Raw genomic sequence first — 25,659 nt, 5'->3', positions numbered from 1 at the left:
GGTCAGGGTTGGGGCGTCGGTGGATGGATCGGCAAGGCGCTATAAGCCTTTGTATGGCAATGGTTTAGTTTCCGCATGGGGAACAACATGGAATCAGACGCCTGTGCGGTGCTGGCGGATGCCAGCGCTCAAGTGCCGGATTGGTCCCGCGAGGCACGGCGCCCCGGCGAGTGGAATCCAGGCAAGTGTCTGCTCGCCAGCCTGCGCGACTATCAGCGGCTGGCCGCATCCCCTGGTGCATGGGCGATGTTGTGCAAAAAATGGGCGGTGCTGCGTCATCGGTTCTGGAGCGCGGTGAGCGGGGCCGATATTCCGCTGAACACGCAGATCGGTGGCGGCCTGTTGTTGCCGCATCCCAATGGCGTGGTGATTCACCCTGACGCGCGCATCGGCCCCAATTGCCTGATTTTTCAGCAGGTAACGCTGGGCACACGCGGCGATGGCGGGGCGCCGGTGCTGAAAGGGCACGTGGATGTGGGCGCAGGCGCCAAGTTGCTGGGGGGCATCACTGTGGGGGCGCATGCGGTGGTCGGTGCCAATGCGGTGGTGTTGGTCGATGTACCGCAGGGGGCGGTAGCGGTGGGAATTCCAGCAGTCATTTCAGGTTCTAGCGCCCATGAATAAAGCGCAACAAGCTATTGGAATCGTAGTGATTGGCCGCAACGAAGGCGAACGCTTGCGTGTGTGTTTGCAGTCGGTGGCGTACAAGGCGAACACGGTGGTGTATGTCGATTCGGGCTCGACCGATGATTCCGTGGCGCTGGCGCGCAGCCTGGGTGTGGTGGTGGTGCCCTTGGACATGAGCGTGCCCTTTACGGCAGCGCGCGCGCGCAATGCGGGGTTCCAGGCGCTGCGGCAGACAGATCCTGAAATGGCATTGGTGCAGTTTGTTGATGGTGATTGCGAAGTGGTTGGCAGCTGGTTGTTGGCGGCCAGCGAGTTTTTGACAGAGTCAGGACATGAACGGTACGCCGTGGTGTGCGGCAGACGTCGTGAGCGCCATCCCGCACGCTCGATCTATAACCGGTTGTGCGATGTGGAGTGGGACACTCCGGTGGGCGACGCAAAGGCCTGTGGCGGCGATGCCATGATGCGCACGGATGCGCTGCAGGCTGTGGGCGGCTACCGCGATGATCTGATTGCGGGCGAAGAGCCCGAGTTGTGCGTGCGCCTGCGTGCGGCGGGCTGGAAGGTGCGTCGCCTGGATCAAGAGATGACCTTGCACGACGCCGACATCACTCGTCTAAGCCAATGGTGGCGACGCGCTACGCGCGGGGGTTACGCGTTTGCGCAGGGTGCCTGGCTGCATGGTGCATCGCCTGAGCGGCACTGGGTGCGTGAGACGTACAGCGCGCTGTTTTGGGGTGTCGCATTGCCGCTCATCGTGGCGACGGCGACGTTATGGCTGGGTGCAGGCGCGTTGTTGCTGCTCTTGGTGTATCCGGCGCAGGTGTTGCGCTTGTATTGGCGGCACAACGATTGGGAGCGCGCGTTGTTTCTGGTATTGGGCAAGTTCGCCGAAGGCTGGGGCGTACTGAAGTTTGTTTTCAAGCGCGTGTTGCACCAGCGCCAAACCATCATTGAGTACAAGTGAGCCATGGCCCACTCCGTGCTGACCGCTATCAACGTGCCGGATTTGAGCCCGGTTGATGACGCATTCACACAGTTGCAAACGCGCCATGTGCTGCGCTGGGTGGGTTTGAGCGGGCAACCGGCCAATGCGCTGGAGCGCCGCATCTGGGGCGTGCGGCTGTCGCGCTACCGCGCTGCCGCGCAGGCGGCGCTGCGTGCCGGGCCGCGCAGCTTTGTCATCTCGCATCTGCCCTTGATGACCGCCGCCGTTGCCCATTTGCTGCGTCTGCGCGGCGATGTGCCGCATCTGGGTTTTGCCTTCAATTTCACGCGGCTGCCGACGGGCAGGCGCTTGCAGTATCTTCGGGGTGCTTTGCGACGTGTGGACAAGATGGTGGTCTTCTCTCGTTACGAACAGGGACTGTATGCCGAGCACTTCGGGATCGAGCGCGAGCGCTTTCAACCGGTAATCTGGACGCAAGAGCCGCCGCCGGTGCAGGCCGAAACGGGCTTGGGTGATGTCAGACCCTATCTGTGCGCCATTGGCGACGAAGGGCGAGATTTTGCCTTGCTGATGCAGGTGGCGCGCAGGCTGGGGCCAACCACGAAGATGGTGGTGGTGGCGCGCTCGCAAAGCCTGACAGGCATGGAAGTACCCGAAAACGTCACCGTGCTCACCAACATCTCGCTGGCGCGGACCTGGGCGATTGCGAATGGCAGTTGCGGCGTGCTGGTGCCGTTGCTGAGCCGCGAGACTTGCTGTGGCCACATCACGCTGGTGGGTGCCAAGCTGTTGGGCCTGCCATTGGCAACGACGCGTACCCACGCCGCGCATGAGTATGTCGAGGGGCGAGCCGCTGTGTTGCTTTGCGAGCCTGGCGACGTTGCGGAATTTACGTTACATGCCCAGCGAATGATTGATGATGCGCAAATCATGCGATCGCTCGCAAAATCACAGGTCGCACGCGAGACCGCCATTCACGACCGCAAGCACTGGGCGAGTTGTCTTGACGCATTTATTGAGTGCCAAGTAGTTGGGTCGGTGGAATAAGTTTCCGATCATTCGAAAGAAGATGATGGCATTATCTTTCTTTGACAATTTTGGAAAAATCTGGATCATCAACCTCCCTCACAGGGTAGATCGCCGGCGGGAGATGGAGCGGCAATTAAGGAGGGTAGGGGTATTAGCACATGATCCGCGGATCACTTTTTTCCCTGCCATCAGGCCGGATGATGCGGGTGGCTTCCCCACAATAGGCACGCGCGGTTGTTTTATGAGCCATCTGGCGGTATTGCGTGAAATTCAGACATCCGATGCCAAATTTGCGTTGATTTTGGAGGATGATTGTAATTTCGATTTGCGCGCTGTGAATAATCTGACGAATCATATTCTATTAAAAAACACCATGATGTATGGTGGTGTGCTAAATACGGTCAAATCCCAACCGCAGGGAAAAGAGGGGTTCGTTGCAGTAGGGGCTGATATGGCGCTGATGGGGGCCCACTGCATCGCCGTCGAACCAAAAGTGGCTAAAGACATCGCAGATTATTTTGAGAAAATACTGCGCCGACCACCGGGAGACCCCGAAGGAGGGCCGATGCATGTTGATGGTGCTTATTCGTGGTATAGAAAGATGCACCCCGAGCGTGCGACAGTACTTGCGGTACCCGAAATTGCATATCAAAGAAGCTCGGCTACGGATATACATGAAGGTAGGTCTATCCGTCGATCGATATTGCCTGTGCCGCTGATCTCTTTTTTGAGGAAGATGAAAAACACGGTACGACAAGTTTTCCGATAATGATTGAAGCCAAATGATTACGTTCAGCAAACTTGGAAACTATGGGCGGCTCGGCAACCAACTTTTTCAATATGCCTATCTACGAAGCATGGCGTTGAGATTGGGGACGGATTTTTGGTGCCCTCAGTGGGATGGAGACCGAATTTTCGATTTGCATGATGAGGGGGTTCGAATAAACACCGCGCCTGAAAAGTTGGGTGACTTGTACGATCAGGGGGTGCAGGCCGGGTTTTCGATGTCTGCGTTGATGATCAAAGATGGCGTGGATATTCAAGGATATTTTCAATCGGAAAAATACTATCAAAGTCGCAACGTTATCAGAGAATGGTATAAATTTAGTGAGGCTATCGTTAAAGGAGCGGGTGCTAAATTTGATGTCGGTCAGGCGACTGATTCTGTGAGTATATCACTTCGCTTGGACGAAGATTATGCGAAAACGCGGGAATTTTTTCCAATGTACCCGCCGGAATACTATTCTGAAGGCATCGCTAAGGCGGCGAACGCTCGGCGAGTCTTGGTGTTTGCCGACAGGATTGACTTGGCTAAGAAATTTGCTGAAAAAATTGAATGTGAACTTCCGTTGATGTTTGTCGAAAAATTGAGCCCACCGGAACAACTTTGGCTGATGACCCGATGTACTGAAGGAAACGTGCTTGTCAATTCTACTTTTGCGTGGTGGGGTGGCTATTTGAACGCTAATGAAAATGCGGTGATTGTTGCTCCAAAAGAGTGGGTGCGGCCCGGCGTTCCTGTACCTATTGTGAATATTGTTCCTGATGGCTGGATTAAGATAGATTCGTTACATCCGATTTGGGACAATTTTCAGATCTGGCGAATAACTCATCCCGGAGAGACTTTGAGGAGAGTTTTGAGAAAGTTTGAAAAATAGTGCGCGCCGCCTACTTCGTCAACCAGTACCCCAAGGTTAGTCACAGCTTCATCCGCCGCGAAATCCTGGCGCTGGAGCGCCAGGGCGTGCAGGTGCAGCGTTATGCGCTGCGCGGCTGGGGCGATGCCGTGGCCGATCCGGAAGACGCGGCCGAACAGCCGCGTACACGCTACCTCTTGCGTGGGGGCTTGATGGGCCTGGCGAGGGCCAGCGTGCGTGTGGCGATGACACGTCCGCGCCACTGGGGCCGTGCCTTCATGCTGGCGCTGCGCATGGGCTGGCGCGCCGACCGCCCTCTGCCCTTGCATCTCGTGTACTTGGCGGAGGCTTGCCAGCTTTACCTGTGGCTGGTGGATGCTGGCGTGCGGCACGTGCACGCGCACTTCGGCACCAATTCGGCCGAGGTGGTGATGCTGGCGCACGCACTGGGCGGGCCGGGTTACAGCTTCACCGTGCATGGGCCTGAAGAATTCGACAAGCCGCAGGCGCTGCACTTGGGCGAGAAGATGCAGCGCGCACGATTTGTCGTCGCAATCAGCTCGTTCGGGCGCAGCCAGCTCTACCGCTGGTTGCCGGTGGCTGAGTGGTCCAAGGTGCAGGTGGTGCATTGCGGCGTCGATCAGGCGTTTTATCAGGGGGCCACGCAGCCGGTCCCTTTGACTGCCCGGCTGGTTTGTGTGGGGCGCCTGTGCGAGCAGAAGGGTCAGTTGCTGCTGGTGCAGGCGCTGGCTTTGCTCAAGGCGCGCGGCGTGGGCTGTGAGCTGGTGCTGGCGGGTGATGGCGAGATGCGCGGCGTGGTCGAGGCAGAGGTCGCGCGCCTGGCGCTGCAGGCGCAGGTGCGCATCACCGGCTGGATCGCGTCTGCGCAAGTGCGAGAGGAGCTGCTTGCCGCCCGCGCGCTGGTGCTGCCCAGCTTTGCCGAGGGCCTGCCCGTGGTGATCATGGAGGCGATGGCGCTGTGCCGCCCGGTGCTCAGCACCTATGTGGCCGGCATTCCCGAGCTGGTGCAGCCGGGGCGCACCGGTTGGTTGTTCCCCCCGGGGGATGTGGGTGCCTTGGCCGATGCGATGCAGGCCTGCCTGGCCGCGCCCCCTGGTGAGTTGCAGGCCATGGGTGACGCAGCGCGCGAGCGCGTGCTGAAGCGTCACGACGTGGACGCCGAAGCCGCCAAGCTGCATGCGCTGTTTGCGCGGTACGCGGGGCAGAGGTGATGGGGCAATGGCCTGGCTGATGGTCTTCCTGTGGGCCGCCTTGCTGCTGCTGGGCGTGCCCGTGCTGGTGCTGGCGCTGCAGGTGGGGGCGGCCTGGCCCCGGCGCGCGGATGGTCTGCCGCTGCAAATGCCGGACGTGCCCGTGGGCCCTACGCCCCGCATCGCGGTGCTGGTGCCCGCGCATGACGAGGCGGTGGTGATAGGCCAGACGGTGCGGCGCCTGCGCGACGCGCTGACGCCCCAAGACGTTCTTTGCGTCGTTGCCGACAACTGCGGTGACGACACCGCGCGCATCGCGCGTGAGGCGGGTGCGCAGGTGGCCGAACGTTTTGATGCGCAGCGCCGCGGCAAGGGTTATGCGCTGGACCATGGGGTGCGCCATCTGTCGGCGTTGGAGTGGGCGCCCGATGCGCTCTTGATCGTTGATGCCGACTGCACGGTGGCCACCGCTGGCGGCCTGCACGGCCTGGCGCGGCTGGCACTGGCGCAGGGCAGGCCGGTGCAGGCGCTGGACCTGATGCATGCCCCCGAGGGCGCGGGCCTGAAGCTGCGTGTGGCGGCTTTTGCCTGGCGGGTGAAGAATTGGGTGCGGCCGCTGGGCGCGTTGGCCATGGGCTGGCCGTGTCAGTTGATGGGGACCGGCATGGCCTTTCCCTGGGCCATGGCACGGCAGATGCCTTTGGCCAGTGGTGAGTTGGTGGAAGACATGCAACTGGGCATGGCGCTGGCCCTGACGGGCACGCCGCCGCTGTTTTGCCCGCAGGTGCTGGTCAGCAGCGAGTTCCCCGATGCGGCGTCGGCCGTGCAAAGCCAGCGCCGCCGCTGGGAACATGGCCATCTGGGCATGATCGTGCGCCACGTGCCGCGCCTGTTCGGACAGGCCATTGCGCGGCGCGACGGACGCTTGCTGGCACTGGCGCTGGATCTGGCGGTGCCGCCGCTGGCGCTGCTGGTGTTGCTGCTGCTGGCGGTGAATGCGCTGGCGCTGCTGACGGCCCTGCTGGGTGGCGGCGCCGCACCGCTGGTGCTGGCCATGGCGTGTCTTGCATTGCTGGCGGCGGGCATCCTGGCGGCGTGGTGGGGCTGGGGGCGCGCGGTGGTGTCGGCGCGCGACTTGTTGGCGGTGCCGTGGTATGTGCTCTCCAAGTTGCCGCTGTATCTTGGCTATTGGTTCAAAAGGCAAAAAGAATGGGTGCGTACGGATCGGGAGTGAATGGATCAGGGCTGCTACTGGGTGCCGAGGCATCGGGTTGGAGTGCAAATTGGTGACAATTTGCCACCAATTTGCTAGACTGCGACCGTTGAATTGATGGAGCCTGAACATGACCACCACGGCGCTTGAGCGTGGGCGCATCACGGCCCGTGTGCCGATGGCGGTGCAGGAGACCCTGGAGATGGCCGCCAGCCTGACCGGGGCGACCTTGAACCAGTTCGTCGTCCAGACAGCCTTGCGCGAGGCTGAACGCATCATCGAGCAGGAGCGCGTCATCCGCCTTTCCGTCCGTGACACGGAGGCGTTTCTGGCTGCACTGGACCATCCGCTGCCGCCCAATGCCGCGCTGAAGGCGGCCCTCGAAAACTTCACCGCACGACGCAATGATCAGACTGGAACCCTTGACTGGGCGCCACGACCGAAGCGAGTTTGATTGTGGTGTCGAGGCGCTCGATGCCTGGCTGAAGCAGACCGCGCTGCAACATCAGACCAAGGGGATTTCTCGTACCTTCGTTGCCGTACCTGCTGATGAGGCGGGACTGCGGTCGTGGGCGCAGCTCGGGTTCATGGTTGATGCCTGCAGCATCCTCGGCTTTTACGCGCTGACCTCGGCTTTCGTGCTGACCGATGATCTGCCGGCAAAGCAGGCCAAGCGTTACCCACGCCAGATTCCGGTCACGCGCCTGGGCCGTCTGGCCACGCGAGTCGACATGCAGGGGCAGGGCTTGGGCCGGTTGCTGCTCGCCGATGCCGTGAACCGTGCCCGCACGGCGGCGCAGGCTGTGGGTGGTGCAGGCTTGTTCGTGGACGCCAAGAACGAAGAGGTTGCACGTTTTTACCAACGCTACGGGTTCGCACCCGGCGCTGACCAGCCGCTGAAGCTGTTTCTGCCGCTGTGGTGAATGGTGTGTCATTGGGCGTGGCTTCGAACGGATGCCCTCCAAACACTTCAATGTTGGCAACAACATCATTTCCCCTTTTGAATCAGCAGGCGGCGCTGGCCTGCTTGTCTGGCTCCAAACCTGCATGGCTTTTCTGACGCAATGATGGCCGACCCGTATCCCCCTGTTTCTTCCCCGCTTGTTCAAGCGCCGCCCGCAAGGCAATGCGTGACCGTGGCCGGGCTGCCCTTCGATGTGGTCGATGCCGCAGGTGCCGTCGAACGGCTGTGCGCGGCGATGGTCGATGGCCAGCGCATGTTTTTGTCCACGCCCAATCTCAATTTTCTCGTCGCGGCGCAGCGCGATGCCGCCTTTCGACAATCGGTGCTGGCCAGCGATCTGAGCGTGGCCGACGGCATGCCCGTGCTGTGGCTGGCGCGCCTGCAGGGCACGCCGCTGCCGGAGCGGGTGGCGGGCTCTACGCTGTTCGAGCGCCTGCGCGCGGGCGAGGGACAGGCGCTGCTGGCGCGGCCCATCAAGGTGTATTTTTTTGGCGGCCCGCCGGGCGTGGCGCAAAAGGCCTGCGATGCATTGAATGCCGAAGGCGGGCACATGCGCGGCGTGGGTGCGCATAGCCCGGGCTTTGGCACGGTCGAGGACATGTCTGCGCCCGAGGTGATCGATGCCATCAATGCCAGCGGTGCGGATTTTCTGGTGGTGGCTCTCGGCGCGAAGAAGGGGCAGGCCTGGATCATGCACAACCTCGGCCGGCTCACCGTACCGGTGGTGAGCCATCTGGGTGCGGTGGTGAACTTCGTTGCCGGGACGGTAGAGCGCGCGCCGCTGGCCTGGCAGCGCTGGGGGCTGGAGTGGCTGTGGCGCATACGGCAGGAGCCCGCGCTGTATCGCCGCTATGCGGCCGATGGTCTGGTGTTGCTCAAGCTGATGCTGTGCGCGCTGGCAGGGAAAGCGTTGGGGCCTAAACCGTTGGAGCGGTGAGCCGCGCATCGCGCGGGCGTGCGGCACAATGGCCCGCCTGTTTTGTCGCCCGCCGGGCCGACTGATCTGCACATGACCGCTGATAAACCCTCCCTTGTTCCCGTCATCCTGTGCGGCGGCAGCGGCACGCGGCTGTGGCCGCTGTCGCGCGAGCATTACCCCAAGCAGTTTCTGGCGCTGGGGCAGGAGGGGCGCAGCATGCTGCAGGACACCGCCACGCGGCTCGACGGCGTCTCGGGCGCGATCGCGCGCGCGGCGCCCATCGTGGTGTGCAATGCGGAGCATCGCTTTCTGGCGGCCCAGCAACTGCAGGAAGCGGGCGTGCAGGACTCGCGCATCGTGCTCGAGCCCGTGGGCCGCAATACCGCCCCCGCACTGACGCTGGCGGCGCTGGTGGCCGAGCCGCACGCCGTCATGCTGGCCATGCCGGCCGATCACGTCTTTACCCGGCCGGGTGAATTGCAGCGGGCCGTAGAGCGGGCGTGGCCGCTGGCGGTCGAAGGGGCCATGGTGACCTTTGGCATCACGCCCAGCCGCCCGGAAACCGGTTATGGCTATATCGAGAAGGCCGCGCCGGTGGCGAATGGCGCGGCCTTTGCCATAGCCAGTTTTGCCGAGAAGCCTGACGCCGGACGCGCGCAAGACTATCTCGCGAGCGGCCAGTACCTGTGGAACAGCGGCCTCTTCATGGTGCGCGCCGATCAATGGCTCAAGGCCATGCAGGCGCTGCAAGCGCCCATGCTGCGCGCTTGCCGGGCGGCCATGGCGCAAAGCCGCGAGGACATGGACTTCATCCGCCCGGGCGCGCAGGATTTTGGCGCCTGCCCGGCCGATTCCATTGACTACGCGGTGATGGAGCATCTGCCCGCGCAGCCGGCGCTGGGCGTGCCCGCGTGCGTGGTGCCGCTGGATGCGGGCTGGTCCGACCTGGGCGCCTGGGATGCGCTGTGGGACGTGATGCCGCGCGATGCCAACGGCAACGCCACGCGGGGCCAGACCCTGGCGGTGGACACCCGGGGCAGCCTGCTGCTGTCCGAGACCAGCCTGATCGCCACCGTCGGCGTGGACAACCTGGTCGTGGTCGAGACGGCGGACGCCATCCTGGTAGCGGACCGGCGCAAGACGCAGGACGTGAAGAAGATCGTGGCCGAGCTCAAGGCGCAGCGGCGTGAACTGGTCACGACCCACCGCAAGGTGCATCGCCCCTGGGGCTGGTATGACTGCATCGACCATGGCGAGCGTTTTCAGGTCAAGCGCATCGTCGTCAAGCCCGGCGCCAGTCTGAGCTTGCAGATGCACCACCACCGCGCCGAACATTGGGTGGTGGTGCGGGGAACGGCCGAAGTCACACACGGAGAAAAGGTTTTTCTGCTCTCCGAGAATCAGTCCACCTTCATCCCGCTGGGCCACACGCACCGCTTGCGCAACCCCGGCAAGGTGCCGCTGGAGATCATCGAGGTGCAGTCGGGCAGCTATCTGGGCGAGGACGATATCGTGCGGCTGGAAGACAGCTTTGGCCGGATGGCCGAACTGCCGCAAGACGGCGCGCCTCAGGCGTAGCCGTTGGGGTTCCGGCTCTGCCAGCGCCAATGGTCCAGGCACATCGTTGCCAGCGTGCGTTCGGCCTTCCAGCCCAGATGCTCCCGCGCCAGCGACGCGTCGGCGTAGCAGGTGGCGACGTCACCGGCGCGACGGGGTGACAGTTCAAAGGGCACGGCACGGCCGCTTGCGGCTTCGAACGCGCGCACCACCTCCAGCACGCTGTAGCCCACCCCGGTTCCAAGGTTGATCGCCGTGCAGCCGGGCTGCCTAAGCCACTGCAGCGCCTTGAGATGGCCGAGCGCGAGGTCGGTGACGTGGATGTAGTCGCGCACGCCGGTGCCGTCGGGCGTCGGATAGTCGCTGCCCCAGACATTCAGATGCGCACGGCGGCCCACCGCGACCTGGGCGACGTAAGGCATCAGGTTGTTGGGCGTGCCTTGCGGGTCTTCGCCGATGAGGCCGCTGGCATGCGCCCCCACCGGGTTGAAGTAGCGCAGGATGGCGATGCGCCATTCCGGTTGCGCGTGAAACAGGTCACGCAGCATGTCTTCGATGAAGAGCTTGCTGCGGCCATACGGATTGGTGGCCGAGAGCGGATGCGATTCGTCCAGCGGCAAGCGCTGCGGTTCGCCGTAGACCGTGGCCGAAGAGCTGAAGACCAGCGTGCGCAGCCCGCAGCGCTGCATCGCGCACAACAGGCGGTGCGTGCCGATGATGTTGTTGTCGTAATAGGCCAGCGGCTGCGCCACCGATTCGCCTACCGCCTTCAGCCCCGCGAAATGGATCACCGCGTTGCACTGGTGCTGGCGCAGCGCGGTCTCGATCGCGGCCTGGTCGCGGACGTCGCCTTCAACCAGCTTGGGGGTGGTTCCGGCTATCTGCGCCACGCGGTGCAGCGCCTCGGGGTGGCTGTTGCTGAAGTTGTCGAAAACGACGACCTTGTGGCCCGACTGCAGCAGTTCAACGCAGGTGTGCGAGCCGATGTAGCCGGCGCCGCCGGTGACGAGGATGTTCATGCGGCTATTTTGCTTGTAGCGGCGTGCATGTGAAGCTTGGGCGTGCTACGGATGGCCCCATTGGCCTATGCCGGACGCTTGACGTTCCGGGGTGTACGCGGGCAAGCTCGCTCCTTGGGTTGAAAGCCTAAGAACGGGAGCCTGATTTCAATGAACACGCGGATTGCACTTGACAAGCTGGGGCCGCAAACGGTGGTGCGTGAGCCGTTCCCTCATCTGTGTGTGGATGACATCCTGGATGCGCAGTTTGCGCAGGAGGTGTGGGCTGCGTTCCCGTCGTATCAGGAGGCGCGCCAGAGCGGCAGGGAATTTGCCACGGTGAACGAGAAACGCAAGATTCAGATCACCGACTTTCGCAAGTTCCCGGCGCCGATTCGCGAGCTGCATGACCTGCTTGCCAGCGATGCCTTCGTGGCCCTTGTCGGGCGCATGTTCGGAATCGAGAACCTGCTGGCCGACCCCGATCTCAATGGCGGTGGCATTCACGAAACCAATTCTGGCGGGCACCTGGACGTGCACATCGATTTCAATTTCCTCAAGGAAAAGCAGTGGCACCGCCGGGTGAATCTGCTCTTCTATTTCAACAAGGACTGGAAAGAAGAGTGGGGCGGTTACCTTGATTTGTGGGACAAGGATGTCAAGCAGCGCATTGGCTACTATGCGCCGCAGTTCAACCGCATGGCGGGCTTTGCCACGGGTGCGCAGAGCTGGCACGGTGTGACGCCGGTGGCGTGTCCCGAGGGGCGGATGCGCCAGTCCTTTGCGGTGTACTACTACACCAAGGAGCCGCCGCTGGGCTGGGATGGTCGGCAGCATTCGACCATATTCAAGGCGCGCCCTGATGAGTGGATGAAGGGCAGGGTGGCGATGCCGGCCGAAGCCGCGTTGCGCGGATTGCAGGATGGCGTGCGGGGGCTCAAGCGGGGGGTCAAGGGCCTGATCGGGCGGCAGTAAGCGCTCTTTCGGCACTGCTGGCGGGTTGCTTGTTCCCGAGCCCCGGTGCGGGTTCTGGTGCTTTCCTGATGGCGCAGACCTGCATCAGGTGCCAGCCGTCGCTAGCTCCATCGGCCTATCGCGGTGAACTTCGCGACTCGGATACGCTCGGTTTCCGCTGTTAGCATGCCACTCGCCTGCAGAATCACCTTTGCCACGTGCCTTTTCATTTCCGTCTTCCGCGCAATGAGCAGTTGCTGCTGCTCGGTGTCCTGCTGGCCATTGCGGCGTTCTGGGGCGGGCTGTCCGAGTTGGTGGGCCGCTGGTACCGACAAGAGGAATACAGCCACGGCTTTTTCCTGCCGTTGATTTCGCTGTTTTTGCTTTGGTACCGGCGCGATGTCTTGCGCAAGAGCCGGGGCGCGCCTTCGGGCTGGGGCCTGGTGCTGCTGGTGGTGAGCGCGTTGCTTCTGGTGCTGGGCGAGGTCACCGCGCTGTTTCTGGCGGTGCAGATCGGTTTTTTGATAGCACTCGTCGGACTGGTGTTGTGCTACGGCGGTGTCTCGCTGCTGCGCGTGGCGTGGATGCCGATCGCGTTCTTGCTGTTCGCGATCCCGCTGCCATATTTCATCGATTCGCAGATTTCCTGGCGCCTGCAGCTGATGTCGTCCAGCCTGGGTGTGGGTTTGCTGCGGCTGATGGGCTACGCGGTCTATCTTGAAGGCAACGTGATCGACCTGGGCAGCTACAAGCTGCAGGTGGTCGAAGCCTGCAGCGGCCTGCGCTACCTGTATCCGCTGTTGAGCCTGAGCTTTTTGATGGCCTACATCTATCCGGCGAAGATGCGCTGGCGGGTGCTGGTGTTTCTCTCGGCGGTGCCGATCACGGTGCTCACCAACAGCGCGCGCATCGCGATGGTGGGTGTGCTGGTGGCGCGCTGGGGCAGCGGCATGGCCGACGGCTTCTTGCACTATTTCGAAGGCTGGGTGATCTTTCTCGTCTGCCAGCTCATCCTGATGGCCGAGATCTGGGTGATCGAGCGCTTTACGCTGCGTCGCGGCTTGCTGGAGGTGCAGCAGCAGATTCCTCTACCGCCGGTGGCACGGCCCACGGGGATCTACAGCGCACGTTGGTCACGCCCGCTCGTGGCGGCGATGGTCTTGCTGGCGGCGGGCATGGCGGCGGCGCTCACCGTGGGCGGGCGCACCGAGGTCAAGCCGCTGCGTCACAGTCTGGTCACTTTTCCGCTGGAGCTGGGCAACTGGCGCGCCACCGAATCGTCGCTTTCCATCGAGGTGGAGCAGGCGCTGGGCTTCAGCGACTACGTGCTTGCCGATTACCGCGATGAGGCGGGCGATGTGGTGAATTTTTATACCGCGTATTACGCCTCGCAGCGCAAGGGCGTGTCGCCGCATTCGCCACAGGTCTGCATTCCCGGTGGTGGCTGGGTGATATCGGATATCCATGGCGACGTGATCGAACTCAACGACGGCTCGCCGCTGGAAGTGGTGCGTGTCGTGATCTCCAAGGACAATCGGCACCAGCTCGTGTACTACTGGTTCGAGCAGCGCGGCCGGCGCATTGCCAACGAGTACCTGATGAAGTGGTATCTGCTGGAAGATGCCCTCCTGCGCAATCGCACCGATGGCGCGCTGGTGCGCATGGTGACGCCGATGCGCCCGGGTGAGGCGGCGGGGGCGGCGGATGCGCGGCTCACCGCGTTTGCCCGCGTGGCGGTGCCGCTGCTCGGGCCCTTTGTGCCCAAATAGCGGGTGCGTGGGGCGGGACAAGGTACTCGCCATTTTTTGAATGAAATTGGGCTCTGGCGCTTGTCTGTATTGCGCGATCAGCTATCAATTGACGTATCGGCCCGAGTGATGGGGCCGGGGAGTAAGAGATGCCCAGGCTATCGATGATGAACAGGGGCGGCGTGCGCCGCGGAGTGTCGGCGGCGCTGCTGGCGCTGTCCGCGCTGGCGTTGGTCGCTTGCTCTTCGCCCGAGGAAAAGGTGGCTTCGTTTGCCAAGAAGGGACAGAGCTATTTGCAGGCGGGAGACGTGGTGAAGGCGCGGCTCGAATTTCAGAACGCGCTGCAGATCAACCCGAACAACGTGCCATCGCTCTATGGCCTGGCCGAGATTGCCGAGCGGGGCAGCGACTGGAACCGCACCTACGGCCTGCTGAGCAAGGTGGTGGAACTCGACCCGACAAATCTGGCGGCGCACCTCAAGCTGGGCAAGCTGCTGCTGGCCGCCGGCCAGATGGACAAGGCGCTGACGGCAAGCGAAGCGGCGTCCAGGCTCAAGGCGGACGATGCCGATGTGCTTGCGCTGCGTGCGGCGGTGATGTTCAAGCTCGGGGATCGCAAGGCCGCGGTAGATCTGGCGCAGCAGGCGCTGAGCCGCAACCCCAAGCAGTCCGATGCGCTGGTGGTACTGGCATCCCAGCGCCTGATGGACGGCGATGGGGATGGCGCACTCAAATACCTGGACCAGGCGCTGGCGGACAATGAGCGCGACGTGGCGCTGCAGCTCATCAAGGTGCAGGCGCTGGAGAAGATGTCCAGGCTCGACGGCGCGCAAGAGGTCTTTCGCAAGCTGATTGCGTTCTACCCCGACAACAAGGTGCTGCGCCACATGCTTGCGCAGTTCTTCATGACGCACGGCATGCCTGCGCAGGCTGAAGACACCTACCGCGACATCGTCAAGGCCCAGCCCAGGGACACCGAGGCCAAGCTGGATCTGGTGCGTTTCGTCGGGCAGCTCAAGGGCCCGGCGGCAGCCGCTGCCGAGTTGCAGGAGTTCATCAAACAAGACCCCAAGGCCTGGGACCTCAAGCTGATGCTCGCCAATCTGCGGCAGCAAGAGAACAAGCCTGAGGCAGCGCGGGCTCTGTGGAACGAGGTGGTGGCCGAGGCCGGCAAGGATCCGGCCGGGCTGCGCGCCCGCGCCGCGCTGGCCGCCGACCTGCTGGGCAACGGCAAGCGGGCGGAAGCAAACGAGCTGATCGCGCAGATCCTCGAGGCCGATGCGCGCAATGAACAAGGCCTGTTGCTGCGCGCCGGCGTGGCGCTCGATGAGCGGCGGCTGGACGACGCGGTGGCCGACTTGCGCACCATCTTGCGCGATACGCCTTCGTCGGCGCAGGCACACGCCATGCTTGGGCGCACGCTGGAGATGCAAGGCTCCAAGGACCTGGCACAGGACGAATACGCGCGCGCCGCGCAAGAAGGCAAGTTCGCGCCGCTCTATGCGATGCCTTACGCGGAGTTCCTGATGCGCGTGGGCAAGCCCCGGCTGGTTGAGCCCGCGCTGCGCGAGACCCTGCAGGTGGCGCCGCACTACCTGCCGGCCTACCAGTTGCTCGCACAGTCCTACCTGAATGTCGGCGAACTCGTCTCGGCGCAGAAGGTGGCGGACCTGGTGGCCAAGCTCGGAAACCAGCAGGTAGCGGCCAACCAGCTCCAGGGCGCGGTGGCGGCGGCGCGCAACCAGTTCGACAGCAGCATCGCCGCGTACAGGAAGGCGTATGAACTCTCGCCCGACGAAATGCAGCCCATGGTCGCACTGGTCGGCACCTATCTGCGCGCGGGCAAGCTCAAGGAGGCGCAAGGCTTTTTGCAGTCGGTCATCGCGGCGTCGCCCGACAACGTGGGCGCGCGTCTGCTGCAGGCGCGGCTGGCGGCGCAGTCGGGCGATGCGGCCGGCGCAAAACAAGGCTTTGAGGAAGTGCTCAAGCGGAATCCCGAGAGCGCCCAAGCCTACCTTGGACTGGTGGGTTTGCTCAGCGATGCGGGCCAATTCGACGAGGCCGACGCCCTGCTGGTGCGCGCTCTGGAGCGCATGCCCGGGGACTTTGGCTTGCGCCTTTCGCGCGCCAGCTTGTACGAGCAGCGCGGCAAGGTGGACGACGCGCTGGCCCTGTACGAAAAGCTCAACAAGGAGCGGCCCAATGCCGAGGTGGTGGTCAACAACCTGGCCAGCCTGCTCACCGACGCGCGCACCGACGAGGCCAGCCACAAGCGCGCCTACGAGTTGGCGCAGGGCCTGCGTTCAAGCAACGTGCCGCAGTTCAAGGACACCTTTGGCTGGGCGGCGTACCGGGTGGGCAGGTATTCAGAGGCCGCGACGCCCCTGCGCGATGCCGCCAAGGCCATGCCCGACTTGCCGGTGCTGCACTACCACCTGGGCATGAACCTCTTGGCACAGGGCAACAAGACCGGAGCGCGTGAAGCCTTGCAGCACGCACTGGACCTGGCCACCAGGGGCGCCCCCTTTGCCCAGGCCGACGAGGCCAAGAAGGCCCTGGCCGGGATCTGATGCAAGCATGTACGAAGCTTATTACGGGCTGCGCGAGAAGCCGTTTTCCATTCAACCCGATCCGGAATTCCTCTACCTCGGCAGGCGCCACGCGCTTGCTTTCACGATGCTGCAATATGGCATCCAGAACCGGGCAGGCTTTTCCGTCATTTGCGGCGAGATCGGCTGCGGCAAGACGACGCTGATCCGCCACCTGCTCAATACCTTGGGCGATGAGCTCACCGTCGGCCTGGTCTACAACACGCACAGCGATATTGCCGACCTGCTGGAATGGATCATGCTGGCGTTTGGTCAGCCCTACGAAGGCATGTCGCCGGTGGCGCGCTATGACGCGTTTCAGCGCTTTCTCATCAAGGAATACGCCGCGGGACGACGCGCGGTGCTGATCGTCGATGAGGCACAGAACCTCTCGGCGGGGGCGCTGGAGTCGCTGCGCATGCTCTCCAACATCAATGCAGACAAGGACCAGTTGTTGCAGGTGATCCTGGTCGGCCAGCCGCAACTGCGCGATCTGCTCAAGCAGCCGCAGCTGCAGCAGTTTGCGCAGCGCGTGGCGGTGGACTTCTTCATTCCGCCCCTCACGACGCAGGAAGCGGCGCGCTACGTCCAGCATCGTCTGCACGTCGCGGGGCGCGATGAACCGCTCTTTACCGAAGGCGCGATCGCGCTCATCGCAAAGGCCGCACGTGGCATACCGCGCAGCATCAACATCCTCTGCGACATGGCGCTGGTCTATGGTTTTGGCGCAGACGCTCAGACCATAGACGCGATGTTGGTCGGGGAGGTGTTGGCTGATCGGCGCGACTTCGGCGTGCTCGGGACCACCGACCCCGTCGGTTGACCGCCGGCGATCCGTTTGGCAATGACGTTTCGGCAACAGGATGTAGTCCGATAGGCTCATTGAAAACGATTGAAGCGGTCGATAGCATTCGTCCACTTTCTGTATTTGCGGACGGGTGTCCAAAGGACGAAGAACCATGAACTTTGCCATCAAGAGCCTTGGCGCGTCGTTGTGCGCTGCGGCATTCGTTTTTGCGGCGCCGGCCGTTTCGGCGTCGACCGTCACGATGAAATTTACCGGGGTTGCTCCCGGCATTTCGGGACAGGTGGACACCAATCTCGGTTCGGGTACGCATTGGCAGTCGACGAAGATGGGCGCCCTCAACTGGAATGTGACCGGTCACTCTGGCAGCAGCGTGCTCGATGGCCTGTCGTCGCTGTTGACCTGGTGCATAGAGTTGACCCAGGGGGTCTCGCAAGGGTCGAGCTACACCTACAACGTCGTGGAAGATGTCACCGACAGCTGGGTGAACCAGGTGGAGCGCCTGTACACGGCGAACCAGAGCGCAATCGGCACGAACGTCGGCGCAGCGGCGATGCAGATGGCGATCTGGGAGCTGACGCACGCCGGCGGCGACAACGGCAACGTCACGAGCGGGAACATCAAAACCAGGGCGAACGGAAACGCAAGCGTCTACAACCAGGCAGCGACCCTGGCGAATTCATGGCTTGCCGATCTGGAAAACGCTACCGCGGTCGGCTGGAAGGTGGTCAAGCTGACGAACGACAAGGCGCAAGACCAGATCACGTTCCAGCAGGTGCTTGCTACCCCGCTGCCGGGTGCCGCCTTGATGTTCCTCTCGGCGCTGGGCCTGGGTGGCATGGCGCGGCGCAAGAAACGCGTAGCCGAACCATTGGCAGCCTGAGTTCAGCCGGGTTGCTCCATCCCCGTCAAGCCCGCCACCGGCGGGCTTGCGCACTTTCGGCGGCAGTACTTTTCCTTAGTCCATTCGAGCCATTGCGGTAGTTGGTCGCTTTCGTATACTGCGGATGCATAGATTTTCCTAATCCTTCTGAAGGATGACCATGAAAGCTTTTACCAAGACTCTGGCAGCGTCGCTCTGTGCCGGGGCGCTGTCGCTGGCTGCTGCTTCAGCCTCTGCGGCAACGGTCAATCTCACCGAGACCGGGCAGCTCTTCAACGGCACCGCGCCGGAAATGGTGGTGCGTACGCCCGGCAACCCGGCAACCCAGATGTGGGTGGGCGGTTACACCGAGTTGGTCAACAGCGTCTCGGGCACGTCGCTGTTTGCGGCAGGCCAGTCCATCATTTCGTGGTGTCTGGACGTCGCCTTGGGCAAGGGGACGACGGCGGATTACACGGTCACCGAGGTCACCGGCGACACCACGCCGTCCTGGGTTTCCAAGCTCGGCCAGTTGTTCACGCAGTTTGGCAGCCAGGTGACGGATGTCATCAGCTCTGCGGCAATGCAATTGGCCGTTTGGGAGATCGTTGGGGACACGGGGACGACGGGCACCCCGACTTACTCGCTTGGCAGCGGCAATTTCCAGGCCTCCGCGATGACGACAGGCGATTACATCGCGTCCAGCACCGCTGCACGCGACCTGGCGGAGAGCTGGCTTGGCGCGATGAACGCCAACCCCAATGCGTGGGGCGACGGCTACAGGATTGTCAAGTTGACCTACGGCGATATTCCCGACAAGCAGGATCTCGTGACCTTCATCCCCACGCCGCTGCCGGGTGCTGCGTTGCTGTTCCTCTCGGCTTTGGGCCTTGGGATCTTCTCTCGCCGCAAAGGCGGCACGGACAAAGGCGCCTTGGCCGTCTGACGCATTCAAGATATTGATGAAAAGGCCCGCTGCAAGCAGCGGGCCTTTTCATTTCTGGGTTGCCGCCGCGTGACGATAGGTGTCGATCTTGGCAACGGCCTGAGTGCGGTTCAGCACATCGAGCTTCTTGAAGATCCGTTGCATGTGATTTTTCACGGTGAATGCGCTGATGTCCAGAATCATGCCGATCTCGGGATTGGTTTTGCCTTGGCGCACCCATTCCATGATCTCAAGCTCGCGCACGCTGAGTTCTCCCGCTGGCATCGATGCGGTCGCCACTTCCGCTCCGAGCGGATTCCGACCCCCATTTTCGCGTTCGAGCGGTTGTTTGTAGTACTGCCCAGGCAAATGCGCAATCTGCCGAAATGACGCATCGATGTAAGGGAGCAGGAAGCGCAGGGACGCCAGTTTCTTGTCTCGATCGTCAGGCGCGTCATCGCTGAGCAGCACATACAGGCAGTCGTGACGACCACGCTGATCCTTGATGCCGTGCACGAGCCGGACGTGCATTTTCGTGAACGTGTGGACCGTGTCGTCATCGTCCAGGCGCTGGAATGCGGAATCACCCAGTGTTTCGTTGATGAAAGGTTTGCTGCCGTGCTCGATCCAGCGCTTGAACAATGAACAGGTGAAGGGACGCAAGGCCTCATTGCTGAAGCTGCGCGTGCGCATGCCTTGCAGAGAAGAGACCACATCGTGGCAGACAAGGCCAATCGAGAAATCTCCCCATGCGGCGATGACGATCTCATGCGGCAGCAAACGCTGGACGTCGTTGCGCAGCCAGTTGAATAGCGCGTAGTGGCTGTCCACCTTCAGCGAATGCTGCATGGCTTCCAGCAAATGACCCAATTCTTCAACCGACAACCGGCCCAGCAGCGGCATCCGTGTCGTCCTTCGCGTACGTGTTGTATTCGTGAGAGCCAGAGCGCCCTGCAAGGCGTTCGGGCCGAGAACCTTGCATTATGCGACGGCGCTTGATTTTGAGCCTGCTGTGCGAATTGCAAGGGTACGAAGCGGGGCAGGGCCCATGGGGGAGCCATCCGTCACGTGCGCTCGACGAGCAATTCGGCGCCATGGGTGCGCAGCCAAGTGGCGGTCTCGGGCGTCACGGTGCCTGCGACCAAGGTGGCCAGCGCCAGATGACGCGCCGTTTCCAGCATGGCAATCAACAATTGGCGTGTTCCGGGACTGGTTGACGCGCGCTCGACGAAGTCGCCCCCCAGCTTGACGAACCGCAGTTTCACCTGGTGCAGTTGGTTGAGCGCCATGGGCGATTGATCGAGCCTGCGCAGGGCGACTTCCGCGCCGTAGCGGGCGACCTCCGGGGCAAATTCGGTCACCTCCTCCGTCTCGGCTTGCAGCGCGTAGGCGTCGAACTCGAATACCAGTCGCGCGGCGATCCCCTCCGGTGCCGATTGCAATGTTGTTTTCACTTGCGGGAGGAACGAGGCGGATTGAATGGACGCAAGAGAGATGCGGATGACCAGGGTTTCATGGGTGTTTTGCCGCAGCCAATCGAGAGCAAGTTCGATTGCCTTGAGGTCGAATCCCGCTGAAAGCCCCAGTCGCAGCGCAACTGGCAGAAAGAGTGTCCCGGCAAGGGTGGTTTTGGCATCGGGGTGAGCCATGAGTGTGGCTTCGTGATGCAACACCGGGCCCGTGGCGCGCGACGCGAACGCGCGCAATTGCAGCGAGAGTGCGCCAGGCGTGGTCAGCGCGCTGTGCAGCAGGTGCTGCCATTGACGTTGCGCCTGATGGTCGTTGACGTGGTTTTCACTTTGCAGCGGCGCGTACTCGACCTCGTCGCTGCCGGCGCTTTCTGCTCGCATCAAGGCTTGGTCAAGCCTGGCAAGGGTGCTGCCGACGCTGCCGCCGGGGAGGTAGTCCGTCAGCGCGTAGGCCCAGCGGCAGCGCTCTCCATGCGGGAGCGGGATGCGCAGGCTTTCCAAGGCCTGGCGTATCGTTTCAACCAGCACCAGCGCCTCGGGCCCCGCCAGCTGCGGCAGCAGGACGATGAAATCCGAACCGTTGAGGCGCGCAAACTGCGAACCCGGCGTAGTCGGGGACGATTGCGTGAGGATGTTGCTCACTTGTCTGGCCATCCGGGCAAGCCACGCATCGGTCTGCGCATGGTTGAGTTGCGCGTTGACGGCCAGCAGGTCGCGTTGGCGAAAGAGCATCAAATGCCCCGTCGCCATCTCTTCGTCGGATTCGGCCTCCAGCACGCGGCGCAACTCGTTGATGAAATAGCGCCGATTGGGCAGGCCCGTGACGGGGTCGGTGTGCAATTCCAGTTGCAGTGATTCGATCTGGTCGCTCTGCTCCCGGGCGGTCGCACGCACCCTCTCTCGCGTTGCCTGGATGGCGCTGACCACTGCCGCAAGTTCGCTTACGCGGGCGGGCTCGGAGTGCCCGCTCTCAGCGTGCGCTGAACGGCTGGCTTGTCCGGCGATGGCCATGACCTGGTCTTCGACCTGCTGATGCAGCACCCGGCGAAACCACCGAAGAAGTACGGCCACAAAAATGGCCCATGCCAGTCCGGCGACGATGACCAGCAGGGAAATGCGTGTGCTTGAACGCCATAGCGCGTCGTAAGCGTAGCCGTTGTCTACCGTAAGGCTCAGTTGCCCCACCTGTTTCCAGCCGTCGCTGATGGCTCGTTGCGCTTGCGGCGCACGCAGGGGCAGCAGAGCCACGAACCAGCCCGGTGCCTGGCCGCGGTAGCGTGACTGCGGGGTCTGTCGCCGCTCGAACAGCGACTTTCCGTCCAGGCCCGTGAGCGTGATCGCGCTGAACTTGCCGGTGTCGAACAAGGCCATCATCAGCAAGTCGCGCGTGACCGGATCCTGGTTTGCGGGCTGGGAAAGCGAGAGCGCAAGCGCGGATACCGCGTTGTCGCCTTCGGACTGCAGTTGGCTGTCGAGATATTGCCGCGCCGATGTGACGCTCCAGCCGAGCGTGCCCATCAGGATGGTGGCAATCGCCAGAGTCACGCTGAACAGCAAACGATTGAGCAAAGACATGGAGTAGCCCTTTCAAGGCAAGAACCCTTCCTGCTGCATGCGCGCCAGCAGGTCGGGCCAGCGACTGATGCGATCGGCAGGCGTGGGTTGTCGGCCGGGCAGATAGATGCCCTGGCCGTTGAAGCTGAACACGGGGATGAGATCGGGGCGTTCCGTGGCGGGCAGGATGTCGCTGGTGAGGCTGTCGAGCACCAGCGGTTCGGCTTGCGGGGTGGCGTAGTAGCCCAGCACCATGTGAGCGATGCTTTGCGTGCTGCCGCTTCCGCCGATGCGCGCGCGCACATAGATGAAGCGCAACCTCTCGGTCGGAACGCGCAGATGGAGCAATGAAAAATATTTTCCGATGACGTAGTCGTCGCAATCACCCGCTCGTTTGCCGAGCGACTCCAGCGGCGTCGCCCAGTAGTCGACTTGTCCCCAGACGCTGAGGTCATCGGATGCCACCACGATGCGGTTCCAGAATTCGTTGATGGCGATCAACTGGGCGTTGAGCGGTCGCGCGGCCTGCGTATCAAGCAGCGAGAACCATTGGTGCAAGGCTTGCACGCCGGCCTCCCCGAAGCGCGAGCGCATGCTGCTCTCCAGCCGATCGCGATCCAGAGTGACGGCGTTGGCGCTTGCACTGAAACGCAACACCAGGGAGGCAATGGCACCTGCGCCTGCGCACAGCACCACACGGCGACGCCGGGGGGCGATGTCTGCACCGTCTTCGTCTGCCATGGGTCGCACGATCGGCATGGTGGGCTGGAGATGAGTTCGGCCCGCAAACTGGTGTTGGCGTGGGCGTCGCTCGAATGCCGACGATAGCCGATATGGCGGCTATTGCGAAAGGGCCGTGGCCAGAAGCACCGGCCGACTGCGCACGCGGGGTTCGCGTGCGCAGCGGGGGGACGGCCCCGCGATTCAGCCCTGATCCATGCCGTGCTTGCCTTGGTCGATCACGGACTGAATCATGGTGTTCACGTTGCCTGCCGCGTCGGGCAAGGCGAGGTCAACGGAGCCACCGCCTGCGTCACCTGCGCCCCCGGCTTGGCCGGCGCTGCCTGCATCCCCGCTTCCGGCACCTGCACCTGCGCTGGTATCGCTGCCTCCGCTGCCGGTGTCCGCAGGTGGCGGTAGCAGATGGCCGATATCGTCGGGCTGAGCCGGGTCAGACAACAGATCCGCAATGGCCAGGGGGCCACCTTGTCCGCCGGCGCCATCGTTGCCGCCCGTCGCCTCGTGATCGGTGAGACTGTCGGCAGTCTGCGTGCCTTGGCCGGCATCGATGCCATCGCCCAGTGTGCCCCCGTCGTCAGCGAGCAGGCCATGCAGGCTCGCCGTCGCCATGAGTGGCGCCAACGGAGTGTGTGCTGCGGCTGTTTCGGGAGGCGGCGTGATGATGAAGGCCCCGTCCACGAACTCGGGTTGGCCCACGTCGCCAGTCACCGTCTGGTTCGGGTTCACGACCAGGTTGCCGTTGCTGTCCAGCGTGCGGTCGTCCAGTGTCGCCGTATCCATCCCTGCAACATCGGTGTTGTCAAAGAACTTCAGGTAGGCCTGATCCACCGTGTCGCCGATGCCAATGGCATGTACCTTTCCGCCGTTTTCAGTCAAGGGTGCGAAGGCGTCCAGCGCCAGCTGCATGTCCCTGTAATCGGTAGAGCCGGCAAAGTAATCGGTCTGGCCGTTGTACACCGTCGGGTTGCCGTCGGTAAGGAAGTAGGTGATGTTCTGGAAGTTGTTGTCCGGCGTTGGTGTGGTCTGGCTGCCCAGCCAGCTGGCCGCCGCGTCGAACGCTGCTTCATAGTTGGTCGCACCCTCCGGTGTCAGGCCATTGATGGCATCCACCAGTGCAGACACGTGAGCGGCCACATCACCGGACGTGAGCCCGGTGACGCTGTGCACCAGACTGGCACCGGTGCTGAAGCTGACCAGGCCGATGTTGACCTGTCCGTCGTAAGCCGACAGCGTCGTCACCAGCTGATGCAGCGCATCTTTCGTGATCTCCATCCGGGTTTGTGTGAACCCGGCAGGGGTTTCATCCATGCTCCCTGAAATGTCGACCAGCAGCGCGATGTTGTAGTTGAGAGGCAGCGGTGGCTCGACGGGAGGAGGCGGCGGCTCAACGGGAGGAGGCGGCGGCTCAACGGGAGGAGGCGGCGGCTCAACGGGAGGAGGCGGCGGCTCAACGGGAGGAGGCGGCGGCTCAACGGGAGGAGGCGGCGGCTCAACGGGAGGAGGCGGCGGCTCAACGGGAGGAGGCGGCGGCTCAACGGGAGGAGGCGGCGGCTCAACGGGAGGAGGCGGCTCGACGGGAGCAGGCGGTTCGACGGGAGGAGCAGGCGGCTCAATCGTGGTTTCGTCCACGTCCACGGCCGCTTGCGGACGGGGTATTTCGTCACCCGGCATGCTTACCGGGTAATTGAGCGCGAGCGGCGTGGTGAGCTCGATCACGCTGGCCAGACGCACGAAGGAGTGCTCTCCTCCTCCGCCGCCACCCAGCATGGCAGCCGTGGGATCAAGCTGTGCCAGCGGGTCTTGTCCGGCATTGATCGCGTTGATGACGTCGTTGACGGCCGCATCGCTTGGCTGGGTGACCGAGGCCTCATTGGATGGCGGGGGTGAAACCAGGTCAGCGGTCAGAAGAATGTCCTGCCCTTCGCCTATCGTGACCGATGGCATGTTGTCGGCCTGCACCTGCACGCTCGCTCCCGTGGCGGTGACGATTTCTGCATCAGCGGCGATGCGCATGCCCTCTCGCAGGGGGGTGAGCATGCCATCGGCGCCGCGGACCCAGGCTTGACCGGTGAGATGGGTAACGAGAACGGTGGTTGCAGCGGCCATGGTGGTAATCGTGTGTGGATTGAACTGAATCGCTGCCCTGCGAGCGCTTGGGCCGGGTGGCAGCGCCTTCGCGGGGACGACGGCCGTCATCCTATGAAGGGACGCCCACCCTGTCTATTGGCGCCAGCGCCAATGCGGGGCGAGTGGCGCGAGCTCAGCGGCTGATGCCGTGGACCTTGAGGGCCAGTTGCAGGCGGTCGCTGACTTGCAGCTTTTCGAAGGTGGCGGACAGGTGGGCCCGCACGGTGCGTTCGGTGATGTTGAGTTCTTGTGCGATGTCGCCGTTGCTGCGGCCCAGCGCCGCCCGCTCCGCGACCATGCGTTCACGCGCCGTGAGGGCGGCGGTCCACGCAGCCTCGTGCCATGGCGATTCAACCGGGGGCAGGCGCTCACCCACGTCGGCGAGCAGGCGTTCAAGCAAGGCGCGACCGGTCCAGATGCCGCCGTGGGCGATCGTCTCCAAGATGTGGTTGAGCGCTTTTGTGGGCGTGAGGGCGTGTGCGTAACCGCTGGCCCCCTGGGCAAGCGCGTGGTGACCTTGTTCGACACTTGGGCGGGTGCTCAGCACGAGGATGTGTTGTTGACGAAAGAGGGTGCCGTGAGCACGTTCGGCCCACGCGGGTAGGCCGGGCAGGTCGGCGTCGAGCAAGGCCCAGCGCTGCGCTTGCGTGCACCACGCCTGCAGATCGGCGGCGGTAGCGCCATGTTGCGGTAGCCATCGGTCGTTGCGCAAGGTCTGCCAGTGTCGCCACAAGACGGCGTTGGCGGTCAGCATCAGGATGGGTTCGGCAGCTTGCAACATC

The 25,659-nt window shown here is 63.1% G+C and carries 23 protein-coding genes; 17 read left to right on the top strand and 6 right to left on the bottom strand.

The features are described from left to right. The first annotated feature begins 87 nt into the window (after window positions 1-87). The 11 genes from FOZ74_RS05270 (at window position 88) to FOZ74_RS05220 (ending at window position 10,127) form a co-directional block, all read left to right on the top strand. The gene (locus FOZ74_RS05270; protein ID WP_146912082.1) at window positions 88-624 is read left to right on the top strand and encodes a serine O-acetyltransferase; all 537 of its coding nucleotides are present in this window, start codon (window positions 88-90) and stop codon (window positions 622-624) included. Continuing rightward, window positions 617-1,594, top strand: coding sequence for a glycosyltransferase family 2 protein (locus FOZ74_RS05265; protein WP_146912081.1), 978 nt, complete (start codon window positions 617-619; stop codon window positions 1,592-1,594). The genes FOZ74_RS05270 and FOZ74_RS05265 overlap by 8 nt, the downstream gene beginning before the upstream one ends. Before the next feature lie 3 nt (window positions 1,595-1,597). After that, a complete protein-coding gene (locus tag FOZ74_RS05260; protein WP_146912080.1) occupies window positions 1,598-2,623 on the top strand; it encodes a glycosyltransferase family protein in 1,026 nt (341 codons plus the stop codon). A 22-nt stretch (window positions 2,624-2,645) separates the two neighbouring features. Continuing rightward, window positions 2,646-3,374, top strand: a complete 729-nt coding sequence (locus FOZ74_RS05255) for a glycosyltransferase family 25 protein (protein WP_146912079.1) — start codon at window positions 2,646-2,648, stop codon at window positions 3,372-3,374. A 13-nt stretch (window positions 3,375-3,387) separates the two neighbouring features. Then, window positions 3,388-4,263, top strand: coding sequence for an alpha-1,2-fucosyltransferase (locus FOZ74_RS05250; RefSeq protein WP_146912078.1), 876 nt, complete (start codon window positions 3,388-3,390; stop codon window positions 4,261-4,263). Next, window positions 4,263-5,474, top strand: coding sequence for a glycosyltransferase (locus FOZ74_RS05245; protein WP_146912077.1), 1,212 nt, complete (start codon window positions 4,263-4,265; stop codon window positions 5,472-5,474). Before FOZ74_RS05250 ends, FOZ74_RS05245 begins: the two co-directional genes overlap by 1 nt. 7 nt (window positions 5,475-5,481) lie before the next feature. Continuing rightward, complete coding sequence (locus FOZ74_RS05240; RefSeq protein ID WP_146912076.1) at window positions 5,482-6,687, top strand: glycosyltransferase family 2 protein; 1,206 nt, start codon at window positions 5,482-5,484, stop codon at window positions 6,685-6,687. A 109-nt stretch (window positions 6,688-6,796) separates the two neighbouring features. Next, a complete protein-coding gene (locus FOZ74_RS05235) occupies window positions 6,797-7,120 on the top strand; it encodes a type II toxin-antitoxin system TacA family antitoxin (protein WP_146912075.1) in 324 nt (107 codons plus the stop codon). Beyond that, window positions 7,071-7,589, top strand: coding sequence for a GNAT family N-acetyltransferase (locus FOZ74_RS05230; RefSeq protein ID WP_222434184.1), 519 nt, complete (start codon window positions 7,071-7,073; stop codon window positions 7,587-7,589). Before FOZ74_RS05235 ends, FOZ74_RS05230 begins: the two co-directional genes overlap by 50 nt. Before the next feature lie 207 nt (window positions 7,590-7,796). Next, entirely contained in the window at window positions 7,797-8,567 is a 771-nt protein-coding gene (locus tag FOZ74_RS05225; RefSeq protein WP_349291078.1) for a WecB/TagA/CpsF family glycosyltransferase, read from the top strand. Between the two features lie 72 nt (window positions 8,568-8,639). Then, window positions 8,640-10,127 (top strand): mannose-1-phosphate guanylyltransferase/mannose-6-phosphate isomerase, encoded by a 1,488-nt coding sequence (locus FOZ74_RS05220; protein ID WP_146912074.1) that lies wholly within the window; start codon window positions 8,640-8,642, stop codon window positions 10,125-10,127. Here FOZ74_RS05220 and galE read toward each other — a convergent pair. Beyond that, window positions 10,118-11,125 (bottom strand): UDP-glucose 4-epimerase GalE, encoded by a 1,008-nt coding sequence (gene galE / locus FOZ74_RS05215; RefSeq protein WP_146912073.1) that lies wholly within the window; start codon window positions 11,123-11,125, stop codon window positions 10,118-10,120. The two genes, FOZ74_RS05220 and galE, sit on opposite strands and share 10 nt — an antisense overlap. 150 nt (window positions 11,126-11,275) lie before the next feature. Here galE and FOZ74_RS05210 point away from each other — a divergent pair, with 150 nt between their 5' ends. The 6 genes from FOZ74_RS05210 to FOZ74_RS05185 all read left to right on the top strand — a co-directional run bounded on the left by FOZ74_RS05210 (window position 11,276) and on the right by FOZ74_RS05185 (window position 19,007). After that, window positions 11,276-12,079 carry a 2OG-Fe(II) oxygenase gene (locus tag FOZ74_RS05210; RefSeq protein ID WP_146912072.1) on the top strand — a complete coding sequence of 268 codons (804 nt, stop codon included), beginning with the start codon at window positions 11,276-11,278 and terminating at the stop codon, window positions 12,077-12,079. Window positions 12,080-12,276: 197 nt separating this feature from the next. Further along, entirely contained in the window at window positions 12,277-13,827 is a 1,551-nt protein-coding gene (gene xrtD, locus FOZ74_RS05205) for a VPLPA-CTERM-specific exosortase XrtD (protein WP_186764659.1), read from the top strand. Window positions 13,828-13,955: 128 nt separating this feature from the next. Beyond that, window positions 13,956-16,376, top strand: coding sequence for a tetratricopeptide repeat protein (locus tag FOZ74_RS05200; protein ID WP_146912070.1), 2,421 nt, complete (start codon window positions 13,956-13,958; stop codon window positions 16,374-16,376). 7 nt (window positions 16,377-16,383) lie between these two features. Beyond that, on the top strand, window positions 16,384-17,217 hold the full coding sequence (locus FOZ74_RS05195; protein ID WP_146912069.1) for an ExeA family protein: 834 nt from the start codon (window positions 16,384-16,386) through the stop codon (window positions 17,215-17,217). 136 nt (window positions 17,218-17,353) lie between these two features. Then, the gene (locus FOZ74_RS05190) at window positions 17,354-18,082 is read left to right on the top strand and encodes a VPLPA-CTERM sorting domain-containing protein (RefSeq protein ID WP_146912068.1); all 729 of its coding nucleotides are present in this window, start codon (window positions 17,354-17,356) and stop codon (window positions 18,080-18,082) included. Between the two features lie 160 nt (window positions 18,083-18,242). Next, window positions 18,243-19,007, top strand: a complete 765-nt coding sequence (locus tag FOZ74_RS05185) for a hypothetical protein (RefSeq protein ID WP_146912067.1) — start codon at window positions 18,243-18,245, stop codon at window positions 19,005-19,007. Between the two features lie 48 nt (window positions 19,008-19,055). On the opposite strand, the gene epsA is transcribed toward FOZ74_RS05185, so the two are convergent. The 5 genes from epsA to FOZ74_RS05160 form a co-directional block, all read right to left on the bottom strand. Further along, on the bottom strand, window positions 19,056-19,889 hold the full coding sequence (epsA, locus tag FOZ74_RS05180) for an XrtB/PEP-CTERM-associated transcriptional regulator EpsA (protein WP_146912066.1): 834 nt from the start codon (window positions 19,887-19,889) through the stop codon (window positions 19,056-19,058). Window positions 19,890-20,050: 161 nt separating this feature from the next. Further along, window positions 20,051-22,030 (bottom strand): bifunctional diguanylate cyclase/phosphodiesterase, encoded by a 1,980-nt coding sequence (locus tag FOZ74_RS05175; protein ID WP_146912065.1) that lies wholly within the window; start codon window positions 22,028-22,030, stop codon window positions 20,051-20,053. A 12-nt stretch (window positions 22,031-22,042) separates the two neighbouring features. Then, the gene (locus tag FOZ74_RS05170; RefSeq protein WP_146912064.1) at window positions 22,043-22,750 is read right to left on the bottom strand and encodes a transglutaminase-like cysteine peptidase; all 708 of its coding nucleotides are present in this window, start codon (window positions 22,748-22,750) and stop codon (window positions 22,043-22,045) included. A gap of 183 nt (window positions 22,751-22,933) precedes the next feature. Beyond that, entirely contained in the window at window positions 22,934-24,856 is a 1,923-nt protein-coding gene (locus tag FOZ74_RS05165; protein WP_186764658.1) for a retention module-containing protein, read from the bottom strand. 154 nt (window positions 24,857-25,010) lie between these two features. Further along, entirely contained in the window at window positions 25,011-25,658 is a 648-nt protein-coding gene (locus FOZ74_RS05160) for a response regulator transcription factor (RefSeq protein ID WP_255437800.1), read from the bottom strand. Window position 25,659: the final 1 nt, after the last annotated feature.

The sequence above is a fragment of the Comamonas flocculans genome (genome assembly GCF_007954405.1).
In the GTDB taxonomy this organism is placed as follows: Bacteria; Pseudomonadota; Gammaproteobacteria; order Burkholderiales; family Burkholderiaceae_C; genus Comamonas_C; species Comamonas_C flocculans.
This window is presented reverse-complemented; position numbering and strand designations above follow the sequence as displayed.

Excerpts from the sequence above, each read along its gene's own strand:
- FOZ74_RS05270 (WP_146912082.1), top strand. The coding sequence starts at position 88 with ATGGAATCAGACGCCTGTGCGGTGCTGGCGGATGCCAGCGCTCAAGTG.
- FOZ74_RS05265 (WP_146912081.1), top strand. The coding sequence starts at position 617 with ATGAATAAAGCGCAACAAGCTATTGGAATCGTAGTGATTGGCCGCAAC.
- FOZ74_RS05260 (WP_146912080.1), top strand. The coding sequence starts at position 1,598 with ATGGCCCACTCCGTGCTGACCGCTATCAACGTGCCGGATTTGAGCCCG.
- FOZ74_RS05255 (WP_146912079.1), top strand. The coding sequence starts at position 2,646 with ATGATGGCATTATCTTTCTTTGACAATTTTGGAAAAATCTGGATCATC.
- FOZ74_RS05250 (WP_146912078.1), top strand. The coding sequence starts at position 3,388 with ATGATTACGTTCAGCAAACTTGGAAACTATGGGCGGCTCGGCAACCAA.
- FOZ74_RS05240 (WP_146912076.1), top strand. The coding sequence starts at position 5,482 with ATGGCCTGGCTGATGGTCTTCCTGTGGGCCGCCTTGCTGCTGCTGGGC.
- FOZ74_RS05235 (WP_146912075.1), top strand. The coding sequence starts at position 6,797 with ATGACCACCACGGCGCTTGAGCGTGGGCGCATCACGGCCCGTGTGCCG.
- FOZ74_RS05230 (WP_222434184.1), top strand. The coding sequence starts at position 7,071 with ATGATCAGACTGGAACCCTTGACTGGGCGCCACGACCGAAGCGAGTTT.
- FOZ74_RS05220 (WP_146912074.1), top strand. The coding sequence starts at position 8,640 with ATGACCGCTGATAAACCCTCCCTTGTTCCCGTCATCCTGTGCGGCGGC.
- galE (WP_146912073.1), bottom strand. The coding sequence starts at position 11,125 with ATGAACATCCTCGTCACCGGCGGCGCCGGCTACATCGGCTCGCACACC.
- FOZ74_RS05210 (WP_146912072.1), top strand. The coding sequence starts at position 11,276 with ATGAACACGCGGATTGCACTTGACAAGCTGGGGCCGCAAACGGTGGTG.
- FOZ74_RS05200 (WP_146912070.1), top strand. The coding sequence starts at position 13,956 with ATGCCCAGGCTATCGATGATGAACAGGGGCGGCGTGCGCCGCGGAGTG.
- FOZ74_RS05195 (WP_146912069.1), top strand. The coding sequence starts at position 16,384 with ATGTACGAAGCTTATTACGGGCTGCGCGAGAAGCCGTTTTCCATTCAA.
- FOZ74_RS05190 (WP_146912068.1), top strand. The coding sequence starts at position 17,354 with ATGAACTTTGCCATCAAGAGCCTTGGCGCGTCGTTGTGCGCTGCGGCA.
- FOZ74_RS05185 (WP_146912067.1), top strand. The coding sequence starts at position 18,243 with ATGAAAGCTTTTACCAAGACTCTGGCAGCGTCGCTCTGTGCCGGGGCG.
- epsA (WP_146912066.1), bottom strand. The coding sequence starts at position 19,889 with ATGCCGCTGCTGGGCCGGTTGTCGGTTGAAGAATTGGGTCATTTGCTG.
- FOZ74_RS05175 (WP_146912065.1), bottom strand. The coding sequence starts at position 22,030 with ATGTCTTTGCTCAATCGTTTGCTGTTCAGCGTGACTCTGGCGATTGCC.
- FOZ74_RS05170 (WP_146912064.1), bottom strand. The coding sequence starts at position 22,750 with ATGGCAGACGAAGACGGTGCAGACATCGCCCCCCGGCGTCGCCGTGTG.
- FOZ74_RS05165 (WP_186764658.1), bottom strand. The coding sequence starts at position 24,856 with ATGGCCGCTGCAACCACCGTTCTCGTTACCCATCTCACCGGTCAAGCC.
- FOZ74_RS05160 (WP_255437800.1), bottom strand. The coding sequence starts at position 25,658 with ATGTTGCAAGCTGCCGAACCCATCCTGATGCTGACCGCCAACGCCGTC.